The sequence below is a fragment of the Marinobacter lacisalsi genome (assembly GCF_042651045.1).
GTDB lineage: Bacteria > Pseudomonadota > Gammaproteobacteria > Pseudomonadales > Oleiphilaceae > Marinobacter > Marinobacter lacisalsi.
The window spans coordinates 1-15,778 of sequence record NZ_JBHSDI010000053.1 but is presented as its reverse complement, the minus strand read 5'-3'; the positions used below and the strand labels follow the sequence as shown (position 1 = coordinate 15,778).

Below are 15,778 nucleotides of genomic sequence, written 5' to 3'. Positions count from 1 at the left end.
TTTAAAACCTGGCACGCGCACTGCAACACTCTTAGTGCACAACAACAAAAACAATGTGACAAAGCAGCGCTACAACAAAAACAAAAAGCTGCAGAAAAAGCGCCCGGCAACAAAAACAAAAATAGGGCGTGAGCGAACTGAGTGTTTTGGGTGCTGAGCTTTTTTAGTGGTGCCCTGGCTTGTGAGAGCTGCAGTAGTAGAGAAGAAACGCCTTCCAGGTGTCGCTACCACTGCCGAAAGTGATCATGCAGTCACTACCGCTCTCTGTATTCAAAGCGTTCCGTTTGCAGAATTGAGGGCCTCAACTGAGGTCAAAGCAAGCAAATAGCCTGCCAACAATAAAAACCGCAACAACAAAAACAATGCAGATCGTCTACTCTTTCCGGGCGGGTTCGCAACAGCGTTCCCGCCTTTTGATTTTCTGGCCTACCAGTAATGCCACCATGGTCAACACGCCAACATGGGCAAATCCTGCTCAAACCGTTAAACTCTCCCTCCTGTGCGGATGGCACCGACCGAAGAACCGTGCCCGTCCCGACAATATAGAACCACGGTCAGCCCCGGAGCCGGGCCACCAACTAGCAGTTCATGGATTTCAATGCTGAGAAACATACAGAAAAAAGTTCGCGCCCTGTTTCCCTCGAAGGCCCCGGCCAGACCGGTCTACCAGCGACAGGAAATTCCCCGGGATCAGCACAACGTGTCACGCTCGATGATCAGCGAGCCGGCGAAGAAAGTGCTGAACCGCCTCAATAAGGCAGGCTTCGAAGCCTACCTGGTGGGCGGGGGCGTCCGCGATATCCTGCTGGGGGAACAACCCAAGGATTTCGATATCGCCACCGACGCCACACCGGAAGAGGTGCACGAGCTTTTCCGCAACTCCCGCCTGATCGGTCGGCGATTCCGTATTGTTCATGTGCTGTTCGGCCGGGAAGTCATTGAGGTCACCACCTTTCGCGGCAACGCCGACAATGTGGACGCCGACGATGGCGATGACCGCAAGACCAACGAACATGGCCTGCTGCTGCGTGACAACGTCTACGGCAATCAGGAAGAGGATGCCCTGCGCAGGGATTTCACGGTCAACGCGCTGTACTACTGCATCCGCGACTTCACCGTTGTTGATTATGCCGGCGGCGTCGACGACCTCCACAACCGCCAGTTGAGATTAATCGGCGACCCGGAAACCCGCTATCGCGAAGACCCGGTGCGGATGCTGAGGGCGGTGCGGTTTGCCGCCAAGCTGGACTTTGCCATTGAGCCGGTCACCGAAGCGCCGATCCGCGAACTGGCCCCGCTGCTGACCCACATTCCCCCGGCACGCCTGTTTGAGGAAGTGCTCAAGCTGTTTTCCGCCGGTTACGGGGAAACCACCTGGCACCTTTTGCAGCAATATGATCTTCTGGCGCCATTGTTTCCGGAGACGGTCCGCGCCATAGATGAGGGCCAGCCGGACGAGTTGATCGTCAAGGCTCTGCAGAATACCGATGACCGCCTGCGCCAGGGCAAGTCAGTGACACCCTATTTCATGTTCGCTGCCCTGCTGTGGCCAGCCCTGCAGGCGGAATGGCAGCGGCGCCAGGACAACGGTGAACCAGCGCAGCCGGCACTGCACCAGTCCATTGGCAAGGTGATTGGCCGGCAGGTGCAGGCCATCTCCATACCCAAGCGCTTCTCGGGCCCCATGAAAGAGATCTGGGAACTACAGATGCGCTTGCCCCGACGTCAGGGCAAACGCGCCTATGCCATCATGGAGCACCCCCGGTTCCGGGCCGCCTACGACTTCCTGCTGGTGCGGGAAGCCGCTGGCGAGATCGAACCGGGGCTTGGCCAGTGGTGGACGGATTTCCAGGCGGCCGATGACCGTGAACGGGAGCGGATGCTCAGTCAGTTGGGCCAGCAAGGCCCCCGCAAGCGCCGCCGGGGTCGCAAACCGGCCAGCCAGAGGCAGGACGGATGAGCGAGGGGGTTGAGGCCTGGATCGGGCTTGGCAGCAACCTGGAGGAGCCACTCCAGCAACTGGCCAGTGCCGTTACCGCACTGGCCATGCTGCCCCGATCCACACTGCTAGATCAGTCACCCTTCTATCGCAGCCGCCCCATGGGCCCCCAGGACCAGCCGGATTTCGTCAACGGCGTTGTATTACTGCAGACCAGCCTGCCGGCGGAAAGCCTGCTGAACGAGCTGCAACGGCTGGAGCAACAGCAGGGCCGGGTGCGCGAACGCCACTGGGGCCCTCGGACCCTGGACCTGGACCTGCTGCTTTACGGTTGCGAAACCATTCATACCGAGCGCCTGACGGTACCCCACCCCGGCATTGCCGGGCGCGACTTCGTACTGTGCCCTATGCTGGACATTGAACCCGGGGTGACCCTGCCGGATGGCCGCAGCATTCAGGACCTCCTCGCCCGTTGCACTGACAGCCACTTACAGCGACTGGACAGTGTCCCGTCTGGCTAATTCCTTAACCTACTGAGCTTCTGAAAAGCCGAAGAGCTAGGCGTGCTGGTGAAGGTTTGGTGGTTCCAAATCGAGCCAGCAGAACGACGCTATTCGGCTTTTCAGGAGCTCCCGAAGGGCTTGCCTCTGAGGACTCTGAGCCTGTGTTGCCAGTCTTTGATGTGGAACCACACCACACCGGCAGACTGGCGCCTTGGTCAGAGCCCTCAGAGGCAAGCAGTAGATTAAGGAATTAGCCAGACGGGACACTAGGCACCTCTTGCCTCACCACCGCCCCACCATTAACCTTAGAGGGTCCCTGGACGGGAGCAGGTGGCAATAACGCCACAGGATCCCGACGCTCAACCCGTCACATCACTCCAGTAAAGGCGTCTTATCTATGGCCGTTACCATCAACACCCTGCGAGACTACAAGGACAAGGGCGAAGCCTTTGCCGTGCTGACCGCCTATGACGCGGCTTTTGCCCAGGTTGTCAGTGAAGCCGGTGTCGACGTCATGCTCATCGGCGACTCACTGGGCATGGTTCTGCAGGGCAATGACAGCACACTTCCTGTCACCCTCGAGGAAATGTGCTATCACACCCGCTGCGTGGCCGCCGGCAACCGGGGCTCCCTGATCATGGCTGACATGCCCTTCATGAGCTATGGCACGGTTCCCGATGCCCTGGACAACGCTGCCGAACTGATGCGCGCCGGCGCCCATATGGTCAAGCTGGAAGGTACCGACTGGATGAAAGACACCATCGCCGCACTCAGCGAGCGGGGTGTGCCGGTCTGTGCCCACCTGGGCCTGACGCCCCAGTTCGTGAACAAGCTGGGCGGATACAAGGTCCAGGGCCGCGACGAAAAACAGGCGGAGCTGATGATAGAGCACGCTTGCGACCTGGTGGCCGCCGGCGCCGATGTCATCCTGCTGGAGTGTGTGCCCGCACCGCTGGCGGCCCGCATCACCCAGGCCGTGGAGGCTCCGGTGATCGGTATTGGTGCGGGCAAGGACACCGATGCCCAGGTTCTGGTCCTACACGACATGCTGGGCATTCCCGAAGGCCGCAAGGCCAAGTTCGTCAAGAACTTCCTGGTCGAAGGCGGCAGCATTCCCGGCGCTATCCAGGCCTACGTCAAGGCCGTTCGCGAACGCACCTTCCCCGGCGAGGAGCATACGTTCAAGTAATGCGTACCACACATACCATCAAGGAACTCAGGGCGATCGTTCGCAGCTATCGCTCCCAGGGCAAGCGCGTGGGCCTGGTGCCCACCATGGGCAACCTCCACGAAGGCCACCTGGCACTGGTGCGCCGCGCCCGGGAAGCAGCAGATGTAGTGGTCACCAGCATCTTCGTCAATCCCATGCAGTTTGGCGCCGGCGAGGATCTGGACACCTACCCCCGCACACTGGCGGAAGACCAGCGCAGGCTGGAAGCAGAGGGCAACACCCTGCTGTTTACCCCCCCGGTGAAGGAGATCTACCCCGACGGACTGGCCCGACAGACCCAGGTGGTCGTGCCCGAGGTAAGCGAAGGCCACTGCGGTGCCAGCCGCCCGGGTCACTTCGAAGGGGTGGCCACGGTGGTGACCATGCTGTTCAATATGGTGCAGCCCGACGTCGCGGTGTTCGGTGAAAAGGACTACCAACAGCTGGCGGTTATCCGCAAAATGGTGCACGACCTGTTTATCCCGGTAGACGTCATCGGCCTGCCCACCATGCGGGAGAGCGACGGGCTGGCCATGAGCTCACGCAATGGTTTCCTGTCCACGGACGAACGCAAGGTGGCACCAGCCTTGCATCAGGTACTTTCGGAAACCGGCAAGGCAATTGCCGATGGCAACAATGACTTTGCCGATCTGGAAGCCACGGCCCGCGACACACTCAACGCCCGGGGCTTCCGACCGGACTACTTCAATATCGTCAATAGCCATACCCTGAAGCCGGCAGTACCCGGAGACCGCCAGATTACCGTGCTGGCGGCAGCTTTCCTGGGAACAACGCGATTGATAGATAACCTGTCCGTCGAACGCTAACTCCCTCCAGCGAAAGGAAGCGATATGACCAAGGAAAGTTCTCCGCTTGTCCGCAAACCTGAATGGCTGTCCCTGCGTGAACACAAGGCCTCCCTCACTGCCACCCACATGCGGGAGCTGTTCCGGGGCGACCCGGAGCGATTCCACCGCTTTTCCATTGAGGCCGCCGGTCTGCGCCTGGACTATTCCAAGAACCGCATCAACCGTGACACCCTGCCCCTGCTGACGGACCTGGCACAGTCCTGCCAACTGCCGGACGCCATCAAGGCCATGTTCTCCGGCGCTGCCATCAACAACACTGAGAATCGCCCCGCCCTGCACACCGCCCTGCGGGCCCCCGCAGGCAGCGACATCCGGGTTAACGGCGAGAACATCGTGCCGGAAATCCGGGCCACCCTGGACCGCATGGAAAGCTTCGTGGACCAGGTACACCAGGGCAAACTGACCGGTTTCCGGGGCGACACGCTCACCGACGTTGTATCCATCGGTATCGGCGGCTCGTACCTGGGCCCCTGCATGGTCACCGAAGCACTGAAACCACTGGCCCGGGATGGCGTCCACTGCCACTACGTGGCCAATATAGACGGCACGGATATCAGCGAAGTGCTGCGGCAGGTCAAGCCGGAAAACACCCTGTTCCTGGTGCAATCCAAGTCTTTTGGCACCCAGGAGACCCTGGCCAACGGCGAGCTGGCCCGCCAATGGTTGCTGGATGCAGGCGCCAGCGAGGCCGACCTGGAACATCACTTCGTGGCGGTTACCGCCAATAGCGGAGCAGCCCGGGACTTCGGCATCCACGAGGACGCCATCTTCCCCATGTGGGACTGGGTGGGCGGTCGCTATTCTCTCTGGTCCGCTATTGGCCTGCCCATTGCGCTGACTCTGGGCATGGACCAGTTCCGCCGCCTGCTGGACGGTGCCCGGGCCATGGACGAACACTTCCGCGACGCCCCTCTGCAGGACAACATGCCAGTGGTTATGGCACTGCTGGGGGTCTGGTACATAAATTTCTGGGGCGCGGACACCCACGCCATCCTCACCTATGATGAATACCTGAAAAACCTTCCCGACTATCTCCAGCAACTGGACATGGAAAGCAATGGCAAACGGGTGGACCGCGATGGCCGGCCCGTGGACTACGCAACCGGCCCGGTGATCTGGGGAGGAGTCGGCGCCAATGGACAACATGCCTACCACCAGTTGCTGCACCAGGGTACGGTGCTGTCACCGGCGGATTTCATCATCCCCCTGAACAGCCACAATCCGGTGGCCCATCACCATGCCACCCTGTTTGCCAACTGCCTGGCCCAGAGTCAGGCCCTGATGCAGGGCAAGACAGAGGATGAGGCCCGGGCCGAGCTGCAGGTCCAGGGCCTGGCTGCCGATGACGTTGAGCGACTGGCGCCCCACAAGGTTGTTACCGGCAACAAACCGTCCAACACCCTGGTGTTCGACAAGGCATCGCCTGAGACCATTGGCGCCCTCGTGGCACTCTATGAGCACCGCACCTTTGTTCAGGGCGTGATCTGGAACCTGAACTCGTTTGATCAGTGGGGGGTGGAGCTGGGCAAGCAGCTGGGCAAACCCATCCTTCAGCAACTGGACGAGGGTGTCAGCGATGACAACCTGGACAGCTCTACTGCCGGTCTGATGAGGCTGTTCCGGGGCGAATAGTCCGGGGGACTATGACCAGCGGAAATCCACTGGCCATAGCCTCTGGTCACTGCGGTAGGCCCGCCACAACTCGCGGTAGGTGCGCCCGTCGACAGGGTGACGGCAATCGCCGGCCAGGTCCGCCAGGGGCCTCAGAACAAACGCGTTGAGCAGGATCTCCTCCCTCGGGATCTCCACGCCGTCCCGGGGCCGGTCCAGGTCGCCATAGGTAAGGATATCGAGATCAAGGGTGCGGGGGCTAAAACGACGGGCGTTGACCTTGCGGCCGTGCTCCACCTCAATCGCCTTCAGGCAACGGCTAAGGTCGGCTACCGTCATACCGGTACGTAGGCCAACCACCAGGTTGAGGAACGGCGAACCGTCAAAGCCCACCGCCTCACTCTCATAGACCGGCGACACCTGAAGCTCGCCGAATTCCCGGGTCAGGGCATCAAGCCCGGCACGGATATGGCGCTCGCGGTCGACGTTGCTGCCTACCCCGATAAAAACCTGCACCGTTGCGCTCATGACCAGTCACCACGCTGGATACGCACGCCCACCTGACGGGCCGCAGGCACTGCCCCCGGCTTCCAGAGCGTCAGACGAAGCGCCGGAATCGCGAAGGTTACCATCAGGTCTGCAGCCAGTTTTTCTGCCGCGGTCTCCAGCAGCGCTGGCTGGCAACGCTCGAAAAAGGCCTGCACGTATTCACTCACGGCGGCATAGTCCAGCGCCTGCCGAACATCATCGGACGCGGCGGCAGGGCGGTTGTCCCAGGCCATTTCCAGATCCACCCGTAATTGCTGGAGGATCTCCCGCTCCCAGTCATAGACGCCAATCACCGTTTCCACGGCCAGGCCTTCGATCAATACGCTGTCGGTCAAAGCTTGTGTCCCGTCTGGTTAATTCGGTGATCGAGAATTTGCTGATTGAACCGCTGCTGGCAACGGGATAAGGTCGTTGGTTTCGGACTTCAGGGCACCCGACCAATCATGGACGTAGCCAGCCAACCGCTTCTGCTGATCACCATCTGCGCCTTTGCCTACCTGCTGGGCTCGGTGTTGTTTGCCATCCCCATCTGCCAGTTGTCGGGGCTTCCTGATCCCCGTGCGCTGGGGTCCCGCAACCCGGGCGCCACCAACGTTTACCGCAGCGGCGGCCCGCTGCCCGCCGCCGTCACCCTGCTGCTGGACGCCCTGAAAGGCGCCCTGCCCGTCTGGCTGGCGCAACAGTCCGACTTTTCCGTATTTGCCCAGGCCATGGTCGCGCTGTGCGCGGTTACCGGCCACATGGTACCGGTCTGGTACCGGTTCCAGGGCGGCAAGGGCGTGGCCACGGCCCTGGGTTGTGGCCTGGTGCTGGCACCGCTGACCACCGCTCTGCTGTCGCTGGTCTGGCTGGTGGTGCTGTGGCGCTGGCGAATCTCCGCCCTGGCCTCGGTGATCGCACTCGGCTCCGGCCCGGTCATCAGCGTCCTGCTCGAACCGGAGACCCTGCCCATGTTTGGCCTGCTTGCGATTGTAATCGTCATACGCCATCGCAATAACCTGATACGTCTGGCCCAGGGCCGGGAAAGCCGGTTCTAGTCTCCCGTCCGGGCAAATCACGCTAAGCCAGACCGTCGATCCGTGGTTCCAGCAGCCCCGGCAGGGTATCCATCGGCCAGCGCGGCTTCGCCACAATCCTGTCGCCATCCCGCTGACCCGCAAGCAGGCGCTGACAACCGGCATAGGCGATCATCGCGCCATTATCCGTGCAGAACTCCGGCCGGGCATAGAATACAGACGCCTTTTTCTTTCCCGCCATGGCTTCCAGTGCTGCGCGCAGCCTGCGGTTGGCACTGACGCCGCCCGCCATCACCAGACGGTCACAGTCCGCCGCCTCCAGGGCCCGGCGGCATTTGATGACCAGGGTATCCACCACGGCGCTCTCGAATGCCAGCGCTATGTCGGCGCGGGTCTGGTCATTCCAGTTGCCGGCCTGCTTCTCGGCGGTCACGGTATTGAGGGTAAAGGTTTTCAGGCCGCTGAAGCTGAATTCCAGGCCGGGGCGATCCGTCATCGGGCGCGGGAAGCGATAGGCCCCTTCGTGGCCCTTTTCCGCCAGTGCCGCAACCCGCGGCCCACCGGGGTAATCCAGCTCCAGCATCTTGGCAGTCTTGTCGAAAGCCTCACCGGCGGCATCATCCACCGACTCACCCAGCAATTCGTACTGGCCGATGCCCTCCACCTTGACCAGTTGGGTGTGTCCACCGGAAACCAGCAACGCCACAAACGGGAAAGCCGGGGGATTGTCTTCCAGCATGGGCGCCAGCAGGTGGCCCTCCATGTGGTGAATACCCAGCACCGGCACATCCAGGGCCAGACCCAGGGCATGGGCCACAGAGCCACCCACCATCAGCGCCCCCACCAGGCCGGGGCCAGCGGTATAGGCAATGCCGGCAATGTCATGACGCTGGCAGCCGGCCTTGGCCAGCACCTCATCACACAGGGGCAACAGCTTGCGCACATGATCCCGGGATGCCAGCTCCGGGACGACGCCGCCGTAGTCGGCGTGCAGGTCGGTCTGACTGAACAGGGCGTCGGCCAGCAGGCCACGTTCGCTGTCGTAAAGTGCCACCCCGGTTTCATCGCAGGACGTTTCGATGCCCAGAATCAGCATGGGTCGGTACCTCAGGTTTGGTGTCCCGTCCGGGTAATTCGTACGAATTACCCGGACGGGACACCAGTGGAGAAAATTGGCGGCATTCTAGCAGAAACAGTAGCGATAGTTTCACCAGACAATTGACGATCAACACCCACAGGCGCTATCATTGCCGCCCTTAAATAGGACTGGCCGATTTTTGTCCAATATTTCAAACCGAATTCAAGGTAGGTGATCTTTAATGCCAGCTGTTAAAGTGAAAGAGAATGAACCGTTTGACGTAGCGCTGCGTCGTTTCAAGCGTTCCTGCGAAAAAGCGGGTGTGCTCTCGGAAGTTCGTCGTCGCGAACACTACGAGAAGCCCACTGCCGTTCGCAAACGCAAGGCTGCCGCTGCCGTCAAGCGTCATCTCAAGAAGCTTCAGCGGGAACAGCGCAAGTTCGAGCGCCTGTACTAAGAACGGTCGACGCCCTGCCCGGCAGGGTTTTGAACCCGTTCATGGCGCGACAGACCTGTCAGCCACATACTGACAGACATGCGTGATACCAATGCCGTCGGGGCACTGTTCCGGCGGCATTTTGCGCTTGTCTCAACCAGTGCAACCGGCGCGGTTACGGCCCTTCAGGAGTAGGCATGAGCGGACTGATCCCCCAGCACTTTATTGAAAACCTGCTGGACAGGACAGACCTTGCCGAACTTATTGGTTCCCGCATTACCCTCAAGAAAGCCGGCGCCAACTACAAAGCCTGCTGCCCCTTCCATGATGAGAAGACTCCCTCGTTCAACGTCCGGCCGGACAAGGGCTTCTATCACTGTTTCGGATGTGGTGCTCACGGCGATGCCATCAGCTTTGTGCGGGAGTTCGAGGGGCTGGACTTCACCGCCGCCGTAGAGGAGCTGGCTCGTCGGGCCGGTCTTGAAGTGCCCTATGACAAGGTGGCCAGCCAGCAAATCCGCCAGGCTAGGACGCTGACCGACGCACTGGATTTTGCCAACCAGTTCTATCGCAACCGCCTGGCCAGTCAGGAAGGTGAGCTGGCGCGGGACTACCTGAACAAAAGAGGCCTGGATCAGCAGGTTATCGAGCTGTACCAGATCGGCTTCGCCCCCGGCGCGGGTACGGCGCTTTACAGCGCCGCCAGCGAAGAGTTGCGCAAGCCGCTGATCGAAACCGGCACCGTATCGGATAAATATGGTCGCCCCCGGGATCTGTTCCGCAACCGGGTCATGTTTCCGATCCGCAACACCCGTGGTCGCACCGTCGCTTTCGGCGGCCGCACACTGGGGGACGACAAGGCAAAGTACATCAACTCGCCGGAGTCGGACGCGTTCCACAAGAGCCGGGAGATATACGGCCTGTTCGAGGCCCGCCAGGCGCTACGCCGCGTCGACAAGCTGCTGGTGGTTGAAGGTTACATGGACGTGATCGCCCTGGCCCAGTACGGCATTCATTATGCTGTTGCCGCCATGGGTACCGCTACCAATCAGGACAGTCTGAACGCACTGCTGAAGCAGACACGGCACCTGGTTTTCTGCTTCGACGGCGACACGGCCGGGTATCGGGCCGCGGACCGGGCCATGGAGAATGCACTGGAACTGCTGGCCGATGGTATTCACCTGCAGTTCCTGATGTTGCCAGACCAGGAGGACCCCGACACCCTGATCCGCAAGGAGGGGGCCGAGGCCTTTGAGCGTCGCATCAGCGAGGCCAAGCCCCTGTCCCGGTATCTGTTTGACCGCATGCAGGAAGGCCTCGACCTGGCCTTGCCGGAAAATCAGGGTGAGCTGCGCTCCCGGGTGGAGCCGATGCTCAACAAGATGCCGCAGGGCAGCCTGCGCAACGCCATGTGGCAGGAGATGATGCGGCTTTGCCGGCCGCCGAGGCGCTGGCAGAGCTACGGCAATGGCCGGGACAGCTACCGGTCAGGCGGCCAGAGCAATGTCGCCGCACCTCAGGAACGGGTGCAAGTGCGACTTAGCCGAACCCATATGCTATGCCTGGCCATGCTGGAAGCGCCGGAGATGGCAGAAGAACTGAAAGACCTGTGCCGCCAGGATCGTCAGCTGGACAGGGCCGCCGGCTTTGCCGACTGGCTCAGCCAGAATGGCATCAAAACCCGCCGCCAGGTTTACCAGCGGCTGGCCCGGTCGCCGGAGGAACAGCAGCGCTTTCGCTCACTGTTCGATGGCATCGAGCATTTACCGGCGCGACAGGAAGCTCTGGACAGCGCCCGCTCCCTGCTGGCTCCCGACCAGGAGGCGCGGCAGAAGCAACGCTTGCGCGCCCTGGCGGAAAAGGCCCGGGACCTGAACTTTGCCGACCTGAGCCCGGAAGAGCGTCAACAGCTCAAGGCCTCATTGGCGGGGAGTAAGGAAAAACACGGATAGAGACTGGGGAAAGTGCCAGTCAAATCAGACGTTTTCGAGAGAAAAGATTGCAAGCAAAGGATTTTTTCGAAGACGACTTGAAACCGGAACCACTGATCACCATCTAACCATTCGGTGGCAGTCGTTTCTCGCGACAGCTATAATGGTTGTTTAACTTTTTTCCTTTTTACCATCAAGTTCACAGGGTGTCTATGTCAGGCAATTCTCAGAAATCCCGTTTGAAAGACCTCATTGCCCGAGGAAAAGAGCAAGGTTACCTGACTTACGCCGAGGTCAACGACCATTTGCCTGAGGATATCGCGGATCCGGATCAGGTAGAAGACATTATTCGCATGATTAACGACATGGGTATCCAGGTCAGCGAGGAGACTCCTGACGCCGACACCCTGATCATGACCGAAGGCGACTCCACCGCTGATGAGGCCGCCGCAGCAGAAGCCGCCGCCGCCCTGGCCGCGGTGGAATCCGACGCTGGCCGCACCACCGACCCGGTGCGCATGTACATGCGTGAAATGGGCACGGTGGAGCTGCTGACCCGCGAGGGTGAGATCGTTATCGCCAAGCGCATCGAGGAGGGCATCCGCGATGTAATGGCGGCCATCGCCCATTTCCCGGGCACCGCCGGTACCGTGATCCAGGCATACAACCGCATCATCGAGAACGAAGGTCGCATCAGCGATATCGTGACCGGCTTCCTGGACCCGGACGACGCCGAACCGTTCATGGGCGAAGACACCACTGATACCACGGACACTGACACCTCCAGCGACGACGATGACGACGACTCCGAGGAGGAAAAAGAGAGCGGTCCGGATCCGGAAGAAACCCGCCTGCGCTTCGAACTGCTGCAGGAAAAACTTGCCGTAGCCGAAGAGTGCCTGGAAAAGTACGGCCGCGCGAACAAAAAGACCCAGCAGACCCTGAATGAGCTTGGCCAGGTCTTCGCGCCGTTCAAGCTGGCCAACAAGGCCTTTGAAGAGCTGGTTAAGGTGGTGCGGTCCACCAATGAGCTGGTCCGTGAGAACGAGCGCGCCATCATGCGTATCTGCGTCCGTGAATGCCGTATGGACCGGAAGGAGTTCATCAAGTCCTTCCCCGGCAACGAGACCAACCTGGACTGGGCGGAGAAAATCGCCCGCTCCCGCAAGCCTTATGCCTCTGCGATCAGCGAACGCCTGGACGAGATCGTCCGCCTGCAGAAGCGCATTGCCAATGTGCAGGCTGAAGTGGACCTGGACATCCCTGACATCAAGGAAATCAACCGTCGCGTCTCCATCGGCGAAGCCAAGGCCCGTCGTGCCAAGAAGGAAATGGTCGAGGCCAACCTGCGGCTGGTAATCTCCATTGCCAAGAAGTACACCAACCGGGGCCTGCAGTTCCTGGACCTGATTCAGGAAGGCAACATCGGCCTGATGAAGGCGGTGGACAAGTTCGAGTATCGCCGTGGCTACAAGTTCTCAACCTATGCCACCTGGTGGATTCGTCAGGCCATCACCCGCTCCATTGCGGACCAGGCCCGCACCATTCGTATTCCTGTGCACATGATCGAAACCATCAACAAGCTCAACCGCATCTCACGTCAGATGCTGCAGGAGATGGGCCGCGAGCCCACGCCGGAAGAGCTGGGCGAGCGCATGGAGATGCCGGAGGACAAGATCCGCAAGGTACTGAAGATCGCGAAAGAGCCGATCTCCATGGAAACCCCCATTGGCGACGACGAAGACAGCCATCTGGGCGACTTCATCGAGGACATCCAGGCCCTCTCCCCGGTGGATTCCGCCACCGCCGAAGGCCTGCGGGAAGCCACCCGCTCCGTCCTTGCGGGCCTCACCGCCCGGGAGTCCAAGGTACTGCGCATGCGCTTCGGCATCGAGATGAACACCGACCACACCCTGGAAGAAGTCGGCAAACAGTTCGACGTCACCCGGGAGCGTATCCGTCAGATCGAAGCCAAGGCCCTTCGCAAACTGCGTCACCCGTCACGGTCTGACCACCTGCGCGGCTTTATTGACGACCAGGGCAACGGTTAAACCGGCCAACACAGTAGCGGGCGCCATGCCTCAACGGTATAATGGCGCCCGCTTTGTTTCTACTACCATTTTTTGAAGAAAAGGGCCTATAGCTCAGTTGGTTAGAGCAGGGGACTCATAATCCCTTGGTCGCTGGTTCGAGTCCAGCTGGGCCCACCACTCCTTTCAAACACTTAGGCGCTATTCTCCTCTTTTTCTCCAATCATTAGAGGTGAGGTGACCACATAGTGTCCACAAAAAAATTCCGTAAGTTCTTCAATCAATTAACAATTGAAGATTATCTCCTCCTGGAACTCGTAGCGCATCACAACGATATGACGCCTTACGAGGTGTCCTCTCTTGTTTTGGCCTCTTGGCTTCACGGTATTGAACCTAAGTTGGATAAGGGGGCTGCCTCGTCGCCGTCGCTGTCGGTCGCAGATGCGTTAAAAACGTCCGGGGCGGGGTCTAGCAACCCCCGATGCGAGCGGAGCGACCACGGGGGTTGCTAGACCCTGTCACGGGCGTTTAGCTTCTGGAATAAGACCTACAGCGACGGCGACGAGGTAGCCCCCTACCCCCAAGTTAGATTCTTTGGGGGCTGCCTTTGAGCCTGAGCAGAGGGAGCATCGGGCAGAATTTGATCACCGTTATACCGCTGTGTTATATTAATGGTGCTGGTTATAACCCAGCATCATTAAAACCCAACACAGGTAAACAGTATGACAAGCGCAAACGGTGACAAACCGATCAGCTCGAAAAGCAATCGATCACAATCTGATCGATTATACCACACTCTCATCCCAACTCTTTTCCAAAGGACCTTAGAGACTTCCCCACCGCCTCCTGCCAACGATTCAAGCCCTCCAAGCGGCTTGCCAGCAACACACGAATACATCCAGCTTTCACTCTTTGATGAGGAACTAGGTCATGAAAACTCAAAAGGGTAAGAAGATAGTTGTGGTTAGAGAATATACCCGGGTGATTAAAGGAAAGGCGGTGAAGACACGCCCCCACCGCCGATCGACACCCAACTAGGAAAGTAGTTTCCAGGGAAGGCAAAGCCGCTGGTGGCAGCCAGCGGCTTTCACTTATGAAACCACACTTGGTTCTTTTCTTTCAAGATTTACCACTGGGTTTTTGGTTGTTGCCTCAACGAGGTGCTCGGGAGCAAAGTGTGCATATCTCATGGTCATTTGTAGCGACGAATGGTCTAGAATTTTTTGCAGAACCAGAATATTTCCACCATTCATCATGAAATGGCTGGCAAACGTGTGCCTGAAGACATGAGTTCTTTGCCCCTTGGGTAACGCTATTCCGCACTCCTTCAAAACCTCACTGATTACGCCATACGAATCTTTGAATAGCCTTCCCCTTCTTTTCCTAGCGTGCTGTCTAATCTCTTGATAAAGCTCTCGATCTATGGGTATATACCTTGGCTTACCGTTTTTCGTGCTATAGAACGCCACATGGTTTTGGGCTATGTGCTCTACTCGCAGTGTTTCAGCCTCTGACCATCGAGCACCGGTCGAAAGACATATTTTCGTCGTCAGATAGCAATCCTGATCCCGCAAGCCCTTTAGATAGTTCAGTAGCAGCTTAATGTCATCAGACTGTAGATAGGTAAGCTCAGTTGGCTCATCCTTTAGCTTTCTAATGTTCCGCAAAGGGTTGCCCTTGTCCCAGTCACCAGTCCGCTCAAGCTCATTGAATAAAGCCTTCAGGTAAGCCAGGTCGTGATTGACCGTGGAAGGCGATGCCCCAGCCTCCAGCCTCTTTTTCCTAAATTCAACGAACCACTTGTCCGTAATCTCTGAAGCCAAGGGGTCTGAGGCCAGATTGGATAGCTTGAGGAGCTTTTTGTATCGGCTCTTTCCGTCTTTGAGGTTGGCTCCATGATTCTTAAACCACGTTTCAATAAGCGCTGCCAGAGACCTTGAGTCCTTCTGTGGAGGCATCCATTCTGGCTGTTTGGTTACCTTGGCCCTAACGTAGGCTTCGTAGCGAACCGCTTCGGCCTTCGCCTTAAACTTCTTTCGATACCTTCGGCTTCCGCGACCGTTAGGACGAAAGTCCGCGAGCCATTCACCACTTTCCAATTTTCGGACGGTCACTGTTTCTTTCCCCCTTCCAAAGCAACGACGGCCGTGCGCTGGGCTAGCGGCGATGGCGAGGATCAATGAGCAAGCCCAGGGCGCGACCGTAAACGTCCCTGTAACACGTTTCATAGAAAACGATCGAGATCGTTTCTAAACCACATAAAACCATAGTGAGCCATTCATGGAAACCAACCCTTTGCAGAACAGTGACTTAGATGTTCATTGACTTAATATATACAAGGTATATACCCTGTATATATTATCGTACAGGTGAAACCAAATGGTATATACCTTTAGCAAGACCCAAAAACGCAAACTTAAGGGCTACTTCCAAACCCGAACCAAGGAAGGTATGCACGGATACGGCAGGGAATCCGTTGCTACCATGCCAATTGAGCGCGCCTTCTGTGAGTACTGGTTTGGCGTATTCAATGAATACTTTAGTGATCCCCGCTTCCGTGCCGAGTTTGGCCCGCCCGACAAAGTCCCCTGGTTCGCTGATGAGAT

Annotated in this window: 14 protein-coding genes and 1 tRNA gene; 10 read left to right on the top strand and 5 right to left on the bottom strand. The window is 58.8% G+C overall.

What is annotated here, in order from left to right:
- The first annotated feature begins 598 nt into the window (after positions 1-598).
- The 5 genes from pcnB (at position 599) to pgi (ending at position 6,153) form a co-directional block, all read left to right on the top strand.
- Positions 599-1,960 (top strand): polynucleotide adenylyltransferase PcnB, encoded by a 1,362-nt coding sequence (gene pcnB, locus ACFOZ5_RS14590; RefSeq protein WP_379888584.1) that lies wholly within the window; start codon positions 599-601, stop codon positions 1,958-1,960.
- A complete protein-coding gene (gene folK, locus ACFOZ5_RS14585; protein ID WP_379888582.1) occupies positions 1,957-2,460 on the top strand; it encodes a 2-amino-4-hydroxy-6-hydroxymethyldihydropteridine diphosphokinase in 504 nt (167 codons plus the stop codon). Before pcnB ends, folK (ACFOZ5_RS14585) begins: the two co-directional genes overlap by 4 nt.
- A gap of 379 nt (positions 2,461-2,839) precedes the next feature.
- Entirely contained in the window at positions 2,840-3,631 is a 792-nt protein-coding gene (panB, locus tag ACFOZ5_RS14580) for a 3-methyl-2-oxobutanoate hydroxymethyltransferase (protein ID WP_379888580.1), read from the top strand.
- Positions 3,631-4,479 carry a pantoate--beta-alanine ligase gene (gene panC, locus ACFOZ5_RS14575; protein WP_379888578.1) on the top strand — a complete coding sequence of 283 codons (849 nt, stop codon included), beginning with the start codon at positions 3,631-3,633 and terminating at the stop codon, positions 4,477-4,479. The genes panB and panC overlap by 1 nt, the downstream gene beginning before the upstream one ends.
- A 24-nt stretch (positions 4,480-4,503) precedes the next feature.
- Positions 4,504-6,153 (top strand): glucose-6-phosphate isomerase, encoded by a 1,650-nt coding sequence (gene pgi, locus ACFOZ5_RS14570; RefSeq protein ID WP_379888576.1) that lies wholly within the window; start codon positions 4,504-4,506, stop codon positions 6,151-6,153.
- A 9-nt stretch (positions 6,154-6,162) separates the two neighbouring features.
- Here the strand turns inward: pgi and folK (ACFOZ5_RS14565) are convergent, their stop codons facing one another.
- Both folK (ACFOZ5_RS14565) and folB read right to left on the bottom strand, forming a co-directional pair.
- On the bottom strand, positions 6,163-6,660 hold the full coding sequence (gene folK / locus ACFOZ5_RS14565; protein WP_379888574.1) for a 2-amino-4-hydroxy-6-hydroxymethyldihydropteridine diphosphokinase: 498 nt from the start codon (positions 6,658-6,660) through the stop codon (positions 6,163-6,165).
- On the bottom strand, positions 6,657-7,016 hold the full coding sequence (gene folB, locus ACFOZ5_RS14560) for a dihydroneopterin aldolase (protein ID WP_379888572.1): 360 nt from the start codon (positions 7,014-7,016) through the stop codon (positions 6,657-6,659). Before folB ends, folK (ACFOZ5_RS14565) begins: the two co-directional genes overlap by 4 nt.
- A 108-nt stretch (positions 7,017-7,124) precedes the next feature.
- Between folB and plsY the strand changes: the two genes are divergently transcribed.
- Entirely contained in the window at positions 7,125-7,718 is a 594-nt protein-coding gene (gene plsY, locus ACFOZ5_RS14555) for a glycerol-3-phosphate 1-O-acyltransferase PlsY (protein ID WP_379888570.1), read from the top strand.
- A gap of 22 nt (positions 7,719-7,740) precedes the next feature.
- On the opposite strand, the gene tsaD is transcribed toward plsY, so the two are convergent.
- Positions 7,741-8,793 carry a tRNA (adenosine(37)-N6)-threonylcarbamoyltransferase complex transferase subunit TsaD gene (gene tsaD / locus ACFOZ5_RS14550; RefSeq protein ID WP_379888568.1) on the bottom strand — a complete coding sequence of 351 codons (1,053 nt, stop codon included), beginning with the start codon at positions 8,791-8,793 and terminating at the stop codon, positions 7,741-7,743.
- A gap of 223 nt (positions 8,794-9,016) precedes the next feature.
- Between tsaD and rpsU the strand changes: the two genes are divergently transcribed.
- The 4 genes from rpsU (at position 9,017) to ACFOZ5_RS14530 (ending at position 13,352) form a co-directional block, all read left to right on the top strand.
- Complete coding sequence (gene rpsU / locus ACFOZ5_RS14545) at positions 9,017-9,232, top strand: 30S ribosomal protein S21 (RefSeq protein WP_007153483.1); 216 nt, start codon at positions 9,017-9,019, stop codon at positions 9,230-9,232.
- A 176-nt stretch (positions 9,233-9,408) separates the two neighbouring features.
- Entirely contained in the window at positions 9,409-11,163 is a 1,755-nt protein-coding gene (gene dnaG, locus ACFOZ5_RS14540; RefSeq protein WP_379888566.1) for a DNA primase, read from the top strand.
- A gap of 191 nt (positions 11,164-11,354) precedes the next feature.
- Positions 11,355-13,193, top strand: coding sequence for an RNA polymerase sigma factor RpoD (gene rpoD / locus ACFOZ5_RS14535; protein ID WP_379888564.1), 1,839 nt, complete (start codon positions 11,355-11,357; stop codon positions 13,191-13,193).
- An 82-nt stretch (positions 13,194-13,275) separates the two neighbouring features.
- Positions 13,276-13,352 (top strand) — tRNA-Ile (locus ACFOZ5_RS14530).
- 911 nt (positions 13,353-14,263) lie between these two features.
- Here the strand turns inward: ACFOZ5_RS14530 and ACFOZ5_RS14525 are convergent.
- Complete coding sequence (locus tag ACFOZ5_RS14525; protein ID WP_379888562.1) at positions 14,264-15,286, bottom strand: phage integrase; 1,023 nt, start codon at positions 15,284-15,286, stop codon at positions 14,264-14,266.
- Between the two features lie 244 nt (positions 15,287-15,530).
- Positions 15,531-15,778 (bottom strand): hypothetical protein (locus tag ACFOZ5_RS14520; RefSeq protein WP_379888560.1); only part of this gene is annotated, 248 nt, incomplete at its 5' end.

What these genes read in the sequence shown, in the direction of transcription:
- pcnB (WP_379888584.1), top strand. Translation starts at nt 599, where the DNA reads ATGCTGAGAAACATACAGAAAAAAGTTCGCGCCCTGTTTCCCTCGAAG.
- folK (WP_379888582.1), top strand. Translation starts at nt 1,957, where the DNA reads ATGAGCGAGGGGGTTGAGGCCTGGATCGGGCTTGGCAGCAACCTGGAG.
- panB (WP_379888580.1), top strand. Translation starts at nt 2,840, where the DNA reads ATGGCCGTTACCATCAACACCCTGCGAGACTACAAGGACAAGGGCGAA.
- panC (WP_379888578.1), top strand. Translation starts at nt 3,631, where the DNA reads ATGCGTACCACACATACCATCAAGGAACTCAGGGCGATCGTTCGCAGC.
- pgi (WP_379888576.1), top strand. Translation starts at nt 4,504, where the DNA reads ATGACCAAGGAAAGTTCTCCGCTTGTCCGCAAACCTGAATGGCTGTCC.
- folK (WP_379888574.1), bottom strand. Translation starts at nt 6,660, where the DNA reads ATGAGCGCAACGGTGCAGGTTTTTATCGGGGTAGGCAGCAACGTCGAC.
- plsY (WP_379888570.1), top strand. Translation starts at nt 7,125, where the DNA reads ATGGACGTAGCCAGCCAACCGCTTCTGCTGATCACCATCTGCGCCTTT.
- tsaD (WP_379888568.1), bottom strand. Translation starts at nt 8,793, where the DNA reads ATGCTGATTCTGGGCATCGAAACGTCCTGCGATGAAACCGGGGTGGCA.
- rpsU (WP_007153483.1), top strand. Translation starts at nt 9,017, where the DNA reads ATGCCAGCTGTTAAAGTGAAAGAGAATGAACCGTTTGACGTAGCGCTG.
- dnaG (WP_379888566.1), top strand. Translation starts at nt 9,409, where the DNA reads ATGAGCGGACTGATCCCCCAGCACTTTATTGAAAACCTGCTGGACAGG.
- rpoD (WP_379888564.1), top strand. Translation starts at nt 11,355, where the DNA reads ATGTCAGGCAATTCTCAGAAATCCCGTTTGAAAGACCTCATTGCCCGA.